Source organism: Allorhizocola rhizosphaerae, assembly GCF_003426775.1.
In the GTDB taxonomy this organism is placed as follows: domain Bacteria; phylum Actinomycetota; class Actinomycetes; order Mycobacteriales; family Micromonosporaceae; genus Allorhizocola; species Allorhizocola rhizosphaerae.
This window is the reverse complement of the sequence record NZ_QJUG01000088.1, coordinates 22,344-31,831: the sequence shown is the minus strand read 5'-3', so window position 1 is coordinate 31,831 and position 9,488 is coordinate 22,344. Positions and strand designations below refer to the sequence as shown.

General features: G+C 68.0%; 11 protein-coding genes. 2 read left to right on the top strand and 9 right to left on the bottom strand.

Annotated features, from left to right (window positions below):
* Together smc and DM816_RS20130 are read right to left on the bottom strand one after the other, a co-directional pair.
* Positions 1-2,173: chromosome segregation protein SMC (gene smc / locus DM816_RS20135; protein WP_117211873.1), on the bottom strand; the 2,173-nt coding region annotated here is incomplete at its 3' end.
* Between the two features lie 196 nt (positions 2,174-2,369).
* Positions 2,370-2,564, bottom strand: coding sequence for a hypothetical protein (locus tag DM816_RS20130; RefSeq protein ID WP_117211872.1), 195 nt, complete (start codon positions 2,562-2,564; stop codon positions 2,370-2,372).
* Between the two features lie 249 nt (positions 2,565-2,813).
* Here DM816_RS20130 and DM816_RS45530 point away from each other — a divergent pair, with 249 nt between their 5' ends.
* Together DM816_RS45530 and DM816_RS20120 are read left to right on the top strand one after the other, a co-directional pair.
* A complete protein-coding gene (locus DM816_RS45530) occupies positions 2,814-3,476 on the top strand; it encodes a CAP domain-containing protein (RefSeq protein ID WP_342768733.1) in 663 nt (220 codons plus the stop codon).
* A 69-nt stretch (positions 3,477-3,545) separates the two neighbouring features.
* The gene (locus tag DM816_RS20120) at positions 3,546-4,154 is read left to right on the top strand and encodes a spherulation-specific family 4 protein (protein WP_162907645.1); all 609 of its coding nucleotides are present in this window, start codon (positions 3,546-3,548) and stop codon (positions 4,152-4,154) included.
* Positions 4,155-4,463: 309 nt separating this feature from the next.
* On the opposite strand, the gene DM816_RS20115 is transcribed toward DM816_RS20120, so the two are convergent.
* From DM816_RS20115 to DM816_RS20085, 7 genes are all read right to left on the bottom strand, one after another.
* Positions 4,464-5,360: an SRA domain-containing endonuclease gene (locus tag DM816_RS20115; protein WP_117211869.1), complete on the bottom strand. Its 897-nt coding sequence runs from the start codon at positions 5,358-5,360 to the stop codon at positions 4,464-4,466.
* Between the two features lie 6 nt (positions 5,361-5,366).
* A complete protein-coding gene (gene mutM, locus DM816_RS20110) occupies positions 5,367-6,206 on the bottom strand; it encodes a bifunctional DNA-formamidopyrimidine glycosylase/DNA-(apurinic or apyrimidinic site) lyase (RefSeq protein WP_117211868.1) in 840 nt (279 codons plus the stop codon).
* Positions 6,207-6,215: 9 nt separating this feature from the next.
* The gene (locus DM816_RS20105) at positions 6,216-7,346 is read right to left on the bottom strand and encodes a hypothetical protein (RefSeq protein ID WP_162907644.1); all 1,131 of its coding nucleotides are present in this window, start codon (positions 7,344-7,346) and stop codon (positions 6,216-6,218) included.
* Positions 7,347-7,349: 3 nt separating this feature from the next.
* The gene (gene rnc / locus DM816_RS20100; RefSeq protein WP_117211866.1) at positions 7,350-8,072 is read right to left on the bottom strand and encodes a ribonuclease III; all 723 of its coding nucleotides are present in this window, start codon (positions 8,070-8,072) and stop codon (positions 7,350-7,352) included.
* Between the two features lie 64 nt (positions 8,073-8,136).
* A complete protein-coding gene (gene rpmF, locus DM816_RS20095) occupies positions 8,137-8,310 on the bottom strand; it encodes a 50S ribosomal protein L32 (protein ID WP_117211865.1) in 174 nt (57 codons plus the stop codon).
* A gap of 4 nt (positions 8,311-8,314) precedes the next feature.
* Positions 8,315-8,881 carry a YceD family protein gene (locus DM816_RS20090; protein WP_117211864.1) on the bottom strand — a complete coding sequence of 189 codons (567 nt, stop codon included), beginning with the start codon at positions 8,879-8,881 and terminating at the stop codon, positions 8,315-8,317.
* A 79-nt stretch (positions 8,882-8,960) separates the two neighbouring features.
* Complete coding sequence (locus tag DM816_RS20085; protein ID WP_117211863.1) at positions 8,961-9,455, bottom strand: hypothetical protein; 495 nt, start codon at positions 9,453-9,455, stop codon at positions 8,961-8,963.
* Positions 9,456-9,488: the final 33 nt, after the last annotated feature.

Below are 9,488 nucleotides of genomic sequence, written 5' to 3'. Positions count from 1 at the left end.
CCGCCGCGGAAAGCTCGGCCAGCCGGCGGGCGGCCGCGTTGCGCTCGCCCTCGGCGGCCCGCTTGGCGGCCGCGGCCCGGTCAACCGCCTCCTTGCGCTGCGAGACCACCTGGCGCGTATCGGCCAGGGCCTCGCTCAGCTCGGCGATCGTCTCCTCGGCGGCCAGGCGGCGGGTGCGCGCCTCGTCGACTGCGGCCTGCACCTCGATGAAGCTCTGCTGCTTGCCCGAGCCGCCCGCGGCCGTGAACGCCCCGACGATGTCGCCCTCGGTGGTGACGGCGCGCAGGTTGGCGTGCCGCGCCACGAGCCGGGTCGCCGCGGCGAGGTCGGGCACGACCACGACATTGCGCAGTGTGTGGGTGAGCGCGGGGCGCAGCCGGTCGTCGCACTTGACGACGTCGAGCGCCCAGCGCGCCTCCGGCGGGAGCTCCACGTCGAGCCGCGGTTGCGGCAGTCCACTCCCGACGATCAGCGCGGCGCGCCCCAGGTCTTGGATCTTGAGCAGGCGCATCGCCTCGGCGGCCTCGTCCACACCGGACACCGCCACGGCATCGGCCAGCTCACCGAGCGCGGCCGCGAGCGCGGCCTCGTAACCCGGCGACACGCTCAGCATCGAGGCCAGGCTGCCCAGCAGGCCCGGCACCTCCGCCGGGCGGGCCAGCAGCGCACCGGCCCCATCCTTGCGCTGCAGGCCCATGGCGAGGGCGTCCTCGCGGGCCTTCCAGCTCGCCGCCTCCTTCTCGGCGGCGCGCTCGGCGTCGGTCAGCCGCTTGAGCTCGGCGTTGACCTGCTCCAGCAGCTCGATCGCGCGGGCGTGCGCCTCGTCGAGCTCGGCGTTGTCCCGGTCGGCCTCGGACGTCTGCTCCGACACCGCCTCGACCTGGGCCTGCGCGTGGGCGGACCGCTCGGCCGCGTCGTCGAACGCGATCGTCAGGCGCTCGATCTCCTCGGCGGCCGTGGCCACGCGGGTGCTCGCCGCGCTCACCTGCCCGGTGAGCTTGGCCAAGCCCTCGCGCCGGTCGGCGATCGCCTTGACCGCGGCCACCAGGGCCTTCTCGGCGGCGGCGAGCTCGCGCTCCTGCTCCTGCCGGTGGGCGACTGCCTCGGCCAGGCGCTTCTGGTCGGCCTCCAACGCGGCGCGCAGGGCGGTCTCCTCGGTGCGCACCCGCTCGGCCTCGGCCTCAAGCTGCGCGGGGTCGCGGCCGGGGCGCTCCTGATCGGACGGTGCGCTCAGGTGCCGGTGCCGCTCGGCGGCCAGCTGCGCGGTCGAGCGGAAACGCTCCTGAAGTGCGGAAAGCTTGTACCACAGGTCTTGGGCCGCCTGCAGGGCCGGCGCGTCGGTCGCGTGCTCGGTCTCGAGCTCTTGCAGCCGCTCGCTGATCGCCTCGAACTCGGACTCGACCTCGGCGCGGCGCTCGCGCACGGCCGCCTCGTCGGCGATCTCCTTGTCCAGCGTGGCGCGCAGCGTGTGCAGGTCGTCGGCCAGCAGGCGCAGGCGCGCGTCGCGCAGCGTCGACTGGATCACCGCGGCCCTGCGCGCCACCTCGGCCTGCCGGCCCAGCGGCTTGAGCTGCCGGTGCAGCTCGGCGGTCAGGTCGGTGACCCGGTTGAGGTTGGTCTGCATCGCGTCGAGCTTGCGCAGCGCCTTTTCCTTGCGCTTTCTATGTTTCAGTACGCCGGCGGCCTCCTCGATGAACGCGCGGCGGTCCTCCGGTTTGGCGTGCAGCACGGCGTCAAGCTGGCCCTGGCCGACGATGACGTGCATTTCCCGGCCGATGCCCGAATCGCTGAGCAGCTCTTGGATGTCGAGCAGGCGGCACTGGTCGCCGTTGATCTCGTATTCGCTCGCGCCGTCACGGAACATGCGCCGCGTGATGGAGACTTCCGTGTAGTCGATCGGCAGCAGCCCGTCGCTGTTGTCGATGGTGAGCGTGACTTCGGCGCGGCCCAGGGGCTGGCGGCCGGACGTGCCCGCGAAGATCACGTCCTCCATCTTGCCGCCGCGCAGGGCCTTGGCACCCTGCTCGCCCAGGACCCAGGAGATGGCGTCGACGACGTTGGACTTGCCCGACCCGTTGGGACCCACCACGCAGGTGATCCCTGGCTCGAGCTTCAACGTCGTAGTCGAGGCGAAGGATTTGAAGCCCTTCACCGTCAGGCTCTTGAGATACACAAAACTCCGGGGTGAGTAGGTTGGTCAGTCCATCTGAGCCCGATCTGTGGTCAGGCGGTTATTGCCGCAATCTACATGGCCCAAACTCGCGGCAAAAAGAAGCGCGCCGCCACGGCAGTGGAGGCGCGCGAACAGGTCAGGTGCACCGAGTCCGGTTTCGGACCCTTTCTGGTCCTGAGTCCGAAATGGGACTCGTTTAGGTCAGAGCCGGCTCTGGGAGGCGGAGCAGTTCGTCCACCTCGGCGGCTGCCGCCGCTAGCCGGTCATTGTCCGCCCGGAGACGGGTGACCTCAATTTCGAGTGCCTGCACCGTGGCACGCAACCGAGTGACCTCGTCGAGCAAACGCCGGTCAGGCGCGGCCGCGACGTGGCCATAGAGGGCCTTCGCCATATCTTCTCCTTTTAAAGCGCAGCCGGTTTTGCCCAGCAAACGCGCGCCAAGTTAGTCTTCGCTCTCCCGAACCCGCTGAGACCACTCTGAGCTGTGGCGCTACAGGCACAGTCGGGCGCGACTGGCGACAAGTCCATCCTCCGCCGATCTGCGCAGAACGTCAAGTTGCCTGGCTGGACCTACACCATTAGCGTCTCATGCGTGCCGGGCAAACACCGACCTCGCGGTAAAGCCAGCGCCACCAGACAGATGCTTGTTCATGTGCTTGCCCTGGGAGGCGGGCTGTTCGGGTTGCTCGGCGCCGGGGTGATCGCCATAGAGGCCGGGGCCGTGCCAGGGGCGAACGTGACCATTGACACACAAGCCACGCCCGTCACGTCCGCCACTCCTGACCCGTCGGCGGCGCCGTCCGGCGCAGTCGAGCCGACACCGGCAACAAGCGCAACAGCGGCCCCACCTGCCACAACTCCCCCACCAACCACAACCTCACCGCGGCCCGCTCCGACCAGCGCGGCACCCGACCGGGTCACGGCCATGGAGGACGAGGTCACCGCTCTGATCAACAAAGAGCGGTCGAAGGCCGGATGCCAGGCTGTCCGGACGGATGAGCGCATGCGGACGGCCGGCCGAGCACACAGCGCCGATATGGCGAACAACAACTACTTCAGCCACACCGGGCTGGACGGGAGCTCCTTTGTGGACCGGCTGGTGCGGGCCGGATACCCAAGATCGGGCGCCGCCGGGGAAAACATCGCCTACGGCTACCGCACGGCGCAAGATGTCGTCACCGGGTGGATGAACAGCGAGGGACATCGCAACAACATCCTGAACTGCAGCGCCAAGGTCACGGGAGTCGGGCTGGCGTACCGTGGTAACACTCCGTATTGGACACAGCTATTCGGACGGACCTGAGTCGTTGGGTGTGGGCTAGATGTCGATATCCGGACACTTCCCACAAAAGCGTCGCTCGTTGGGCAGGGCGTGACCCCGCTACTCTCGCTACACCAACACCCGCTCATCCATCCCGAAGCCTGGGCAACCATCGAGTCCGTCGGTGTCGGCGCCACCGTGCTGCTCAACATCGACACCGGGCCGGGCAGCGGCATGGATCCCACCTGGGCCACGGCCACACAGCGGCTGATGCGCGCCGGGGTGGACATGCTGGGCTATGTGGATCTCGCATACGGCGCCCGGGCCATCGAGCAGGTGCGTGCCGAACTCGGGCGCTGGGCAGGGTACCCGATAAAGGGCATCTTCTTTGATCAAGCACCGACCAGCCCATACTCGATCGGGCCGGTGGCGGTCGCGGTCCGGGCCGCGCGACGCATCGGCTTCGACACCCTGCTGGTCAATCCGGGACGGCCCGCAGACTCGATCTACCGTGGGCTGGGGGCGGTGCTGTGCACGTACGAGGGAACGTGGGACGAATACCGGGGCGGGGAGTTGGAGGGCGTACGGCACGGGGATGCGCATCTGGTGTACTCGGTGCCGCCCGGCCAGATTCGGGCCGCACATGAGCTGATGCGGGGGCGGGGGGCACGGTTTGGGCTCGCGACGACGGAAGCCTGCATGCATCCGGTGTACGCATGAGACTGGCGGTCGTCAGCGTGTTGCTACTTGGCGCGTGCGCGCCGCAGGCACGGTGGCATGAACCGCAGTCGCCTTCGCCCGACTGGTATGGCGACCCGCTCACCACCGAGTCGTCCACAGTGGACGACGTGCACGGGTCGGGCAAAAGGACGGTCTGCCACATACGCTCCGTTCGCCCAGCCGACCCCGACTCCCAGCGCCCACCCTTTGAGGCGTTGCGCGACCGCCTAAAGCTATGCCGCGACAAGGGTTTCGAGGCCGTCACCGTCGAATCCCCCACGCCCGACCTACACCGCGCCGCAGCCGAGTTCAGCCTTCCCGTGCTGTCAGCCCCAACCGATCTTCTGCATCCGGCCAGCACAGCACCACGCCAACGGCCCGAGTAAGCCGCTCCCACCGGATGTCCATCGGCCGCCGCTCTACATAGAGCACTGGCGTTACATCCCGATCAGGTCGCTCCAGTGCGCTGCGGTAGTCCAAAACCTGGCCCAGCCCGAGCCGCAATTGGCGGATCTCGTTGCGATCGGTAGTGCTCTTCACCTCGACGACGACAAGCCTGCCGGGACCGGGGAGCCAGGCGAGGTCATAGTCGGGCCCGGATAGGACGGACGACAAAGGCTCAAGCCCATTGGCGCGCACCAGGCGCGCAAGTCCATTCTGGAGCTTTCGATGGCTGCGATTGCCCGCCCCAAATGCGTCCGGATCGGGCGGCGGCGGCTGCTTGGGCGGGCCAAACTCATGGTCCTCGTTGGCCTCGCGATAAGCTGTCCCGAGCGATGGCGCTTGCGGCGCTGGGAGAGGCTCGCTGATCCGTCGCAGATGGAAGACGAAGACCATGCGCTCCTCGTCGCTCGCTTGTCGGCGGACGTATTCGAGGTTTTCCATGAAGAACTCGCCGACATAGGTCACCGTGCCCTTGGCCCCTTCGAACAGACGCAACGCACGGCCATCCGAGGCATGTTGGAAGATCGCCCGGTTGCCGCGGGTCATCGTCTGGTCGCCGGTTTGGCCCTCGCCCGCATAGTGAAACGTGCCATCCGGCGCCGGCTTGTCTTCATAGCCGTATTGGATGCCAATCCTTGGGTCGGTGAAGCATAAAACGTTGGGCGTGGTGGCTGAAGGGCTAATGCCGCCCTGACCGCTGCCTCCATAGCGGGCATGGAGCTCAACGCGGCGGATGCGTTGGCCGGGGGTGAGGTCCCACATAGATTTCTACCGGATTCGTTGGCAGCGGGGGCAGTAGAAGGACGAGCGGTTCATGAAGGAGGAGCGCTTGATGAGGGTGCCGCAGCGGGAGCATGGCAGGCCCTCGCGGCCATAGGCGTTGAGGCCCCGCTCGAAGTAGCCGGACTCGCCGTTGACGTTGACGTAGAGGGTGTCGAAGCTGGTGCCGCCCGCGACGATAGCCTCGCTCAGCACCTGTTTGACGTGCTCCAGCAACCGGCTGGCGGCCGGGCGGGAGAGCTCGTCGGCGGGCTTTTCGCCGTGGATGCGGGCCCGCCACAGGGCCTCGTCGGCGTAGATGTTGCCCACGCCGGAGATGAGCTTCTGATCGAGCAGGGCGCGCTTGACCGCCGTGCGGCGCTTGCGCAGCGCCGCGATGAAGTCCCGATCCACAAACGATTCTTCCAGCGGGTCCAGCGCGATATGCGCGATCTCGTCCGGCAGGGCCGCCCCGCCCACCGACACGGCCAGGCCGCCGAACGTGCGCTGGTCGACAAAGCGGAGCTGCGGCCCGCGGTCGCGGAAGTCGAACCGGATGTGCAGGTGCTTCTCGGCCGGCGCGCTCGCCGGCTGCACGAGCAACTGCCCCGACATGCCCAAGTGTCCGACGATCGCGTCGCCGCTGTCGAGCGGCAGCCACAGGAACTTGCCCCGACGGCGTGCCTCGACGATGATCCTGCCGGTGACGAGCTGGGCGAAGTCGGCCGCGCCCGCGACGTGGCGGCGGATCGAGCGGGGGTGGTTGACCTGCACCGACTTGATGGTCCGGCCTACGGTCCATTTTTCCAGCCCGGCCCGGACCGTCTCCACCTCAGGCAATTCGGGCAACGGATCCTCCTAGATCGTGAACGGCCAGACTGTGATCATGTGGGCGCCGAACCACAGCCCGAATGCGGACCATACCGCCAGGGCTGCCACGGCGGTTGTCCTGGGCGCGCGGGCCAGCGCCTGCGCCACCGGCACACCCGCCAGCAGCAGCACCGGGATGAGCAGCCGCGGCTTGGAGTGCCAGTATCCAGCCTGACCCACGACGAGGCCCAACGCCAACAACCCGAACGCGGCCAGCGGGGGCCAGATCCGCTGCCACACCGCGACGAGGCTGAAAACCACCGCGCCCAGCAGGAACCAGACCGTGACCGCCTCGACCATGGCCGTGCCCGACCGCAGCGTGCCGGCCACGAACTCGACAACACTCTGCCCGAAGTCGAAAGTCGAGCCCCAGCCGGCCGTCTGCACCTTGAACCAGGCGTCCCACTCCCCGACCCGCCAGCCCACCCACGCCAGAAACAGCGGCCCGGCCATCAGCGACGCACCCGCCGCCGTCGATGCCCAAACCCGTTGCCGCGCGGTCGATTCTCTCCATGACAGCACCACCGCGAGCGCGAGCGCCAAAGCGAGCGCCATCCCGGTCGGGCGAGTCAATGCCCCCGCGATCCCCGCCACGCCGGCCACCCACCACACCCGCTGATGCGCCGCGATCAGCGTGACCGTCACGAGGGTCAGAAACAGCGACTCCGTGTAGCCCATGAGCAGCACGACCGACATCGGCTGCCCGCACACCACCACCGCCAGCGCATAGCCGACACCCCTGGACCAGATTGCCGTGCCCAGCAGGTAGACGCCGATTCCCGCCGCGATCCCGAGGATGAAGGCGGCGAATAAAGAAGAGCCTTCTTTTGGTACCCCTAAAAGGGAAATGGTTTTGATGACCCCGGGCCACAGGGGGAAGAACGCGAAGCCATTGCCGACCCGCACGCCGCTGGTGTCATAGGTGTATCCGTCCGGATAGCCCTCGGTGGCCACGTTGATGAACCAGCCGCCGTCCCACGCCAGGAGCGCACCCGGCAGGGCCGACGGCTTCATCCAGTGAATCACCAGCAGCTGGGCAGCCCGCAGCAGCGCCACGATGATCCCCGCCAGGAGCACACCGTTCCAACCGCCGGCGCGCCCCCAAAGCGACGACCTCAACGCCTACTCCGACGCTTCAGGGTGCTCTATATCGACGACTCGCGCGGACAGGGCGCGCCACGCCTCCTCGGCCGCGCGCTGCTCCGCCTCCTTCTTGGACCGCCCGGCGGATCCGCCGAAGCGCTCGTTGCCGATCACGGCCCAGGCGGTGAACGTCTTGGCGTGATCGGGCCCGGTCTCGGTGATGGCGTAGTCGGGCACGCCCCAGCCGTTGGCCGCGGTCAGCTCCTGGAGGCTGGTCTTCCAGTCCAGGCCGGCACCACGGCGCGCCGCCTCGGCCATCAACGGATCGAACAGCTTGCGGATGACCTCGGTCACCACCTCGATGCCGTGCTGCAGATAGACCGCACCCAGCAGTGCCTCGAAGGTGTCGGCGAGGATGGAATCCTTGTCCCGCCCGCCGGTCAGCTCCTCGCCCCGGCCCAGCAGCAGGTGCGGGCCGACGCCCTCGTTGCCGAGCGACCGGGCCACACCGGCCAGCGCGCGGGCGTTGACCAGGCTGGCCCGCAGCCGCGCGAGCCCGCCCTCGGGCAGGTCCGGGTGGTTTTCATACAGCGCAGCGGTGATCACCAGACCGAGCACCGCGTCACCGAGGAACTCGAGGCGCTCGTTGGTCGGCAGGCCACCATTTTCGTACGCGTAGGACCGGTGCGTCAGGGCCCGCTCGAGCAACTCAGGCTCGATGGACACGCCCAACGCGCCGGTCAGGTCCTCGCTCTTAGCCATCGCAACCACCCCTCACTACCGATGAGGGGTGGGAAATGCGCGGTCTCGCGCCACGATCAAGGAGTCAGACTGCGAGGATTTGGCGGCCGTTGTAGGTGCCGCAAACGCCGCACGCGGCGTGGGGCAGCTTCGGCGACTTGCACTGCGGGCACGGCTGCGTCTGCACCGCGGAGACCTTCCACTGCGCACGACGGTGACGGGTGTTGCTGCGCGACATCTTGCGCTTCGGGACTGCCATGTCTCTACTCCTCGGTGTGCTCTTTCAGCCTGCCCAACGCCGCCCAACGCGGGTCGATCTGCTCGTGGGAATGCCCACTCGGCAGCTCGTCCCAGCGCACCCCGCACTCGGGGCACAACCCTGGGCAGTCCTGCCGGCACAGCGGATTGACCGGTAGTGCCAGCACCACCGCGTCACGAAGCGTCGGCTCCAGGTCGATCAGATCGCCCTGCATCCGCCCGACCTCGTCATCGTCGGTGGTCTCATCCGTGGTGCTGTTTTCATAAGCAAACAGCTCCTGGACCGGTACGGCCAGATCCTCGTTGATCGCGGCCAGACACCGGCCGCACTCGCCCTCCAGCGGACCGGAAATGGTCCCGGTGACGAGCACGCCCTCCGACACGGACTCCAGCCGAAGCTCGAGCCGCAGGTCGGCGCCCTCCGGCACGCCGATCATTTCCACGCCGAGGTCCGCCGGAGCCGGAACAACCCGTGAAAGGGTGCGCATCGCCCCGGGACGGCGCGGCAGGTCTCGGGTATCGAGCACCAGCGGCGCACGCGGGTCGAGGTGTTTCACAGATCGTTGCGGCATGACGAAACTCCGGCCGGGAATTGGCCGACGAAGAAGATTACCTGAATTGGCGTTGCTTCGTCGAATCGGGTGGTCTGGATTAGAACGGTAGCGGGCGCTCGTCCTGCTCGGGCACGAACGAGCCGATTTCGCGCAGGGCGTGCATCTTGTCGCGGCCCCGCTCGATCGACGCTAGCGCACGCGTCAGGAACTGTTCGAAGTTGGCCAGTGCCGTGTCGACGTATTCGTCCACCTCGTCGCGCAGGCGCTGCGCTTCGGCCCGGGCCTCGCCGATGATACGCGCGCCTTCGTGCTCGGCCGACACAGTGATCTCGTTCACAGAGACCAGCCGGGCGTGTTCCTGCTCGCCCTCGGCGATGATCCGCTCCGCCTCGCGCCGGCCCGCGTCAAGGATCTTGTCGCGCTCCTCAAGCAGCGCGCCGGCCCTGCGCAGCTCGCCGGGAAGCTCGGCGCGGAGCTGATCGAGCATGCCGATCACCTCTGCCCGATCGACCATGCAGTTGCGCGACATAGGCACATTGCGAGCGGCCTCAATGAGAGCGATGAGGTCGTCAATACGGTCGAGCGGATCCACCGGTCACTCCTTGTTGAATTGCGCGTGCAAAGC

Bases quoted from the DNA above. Each gene is read 5' to 3' on its own strand.
- DM816_RS20130 (WP_117211872.1), bottom strand. From the start codon at position 2,564: ATGGCGAAGGCCCTCTATGGCCACGTCGCGGCCGCGCCTGACCGGCGT.
- DM816_RS45530 (WP_342768733.1), top strand. From the start codon at position 2,814: ATGCTTGTTCATGTGCTTGCCCTGGGAGGCGGGCTGTTCGGGTTGCTC.
- DM816_RS20115 (WP_117211869.1), bottom strand. From the start codon at position 5,360: ATGTGGGACCTCACCCCCGGCCAACGCATCCGCCGCGTTGAGCTCCAT.
- rnc (WP_117211866.1), bottom strand. From the start codon at position 8,072: ATGGCTAAGAGCGAGGACCTGACCGGCGCGTTGGGCGTGTCCATCGAG.
- rpmF (WP_117211865.1), bottom strand. From the start codon at position 8,310: ATGGCAGTCCCGAAGCGCAAGATGTCGCGCAGCAACACCCGTCACCGT.
- DM816_RS20090 (WP_117211864.1), bottom strand. From the start codon at position 8,881: ATGCCGCAACGATCTGTGAAACACCTCGACCCGCGTGCGCCGCTGGTG.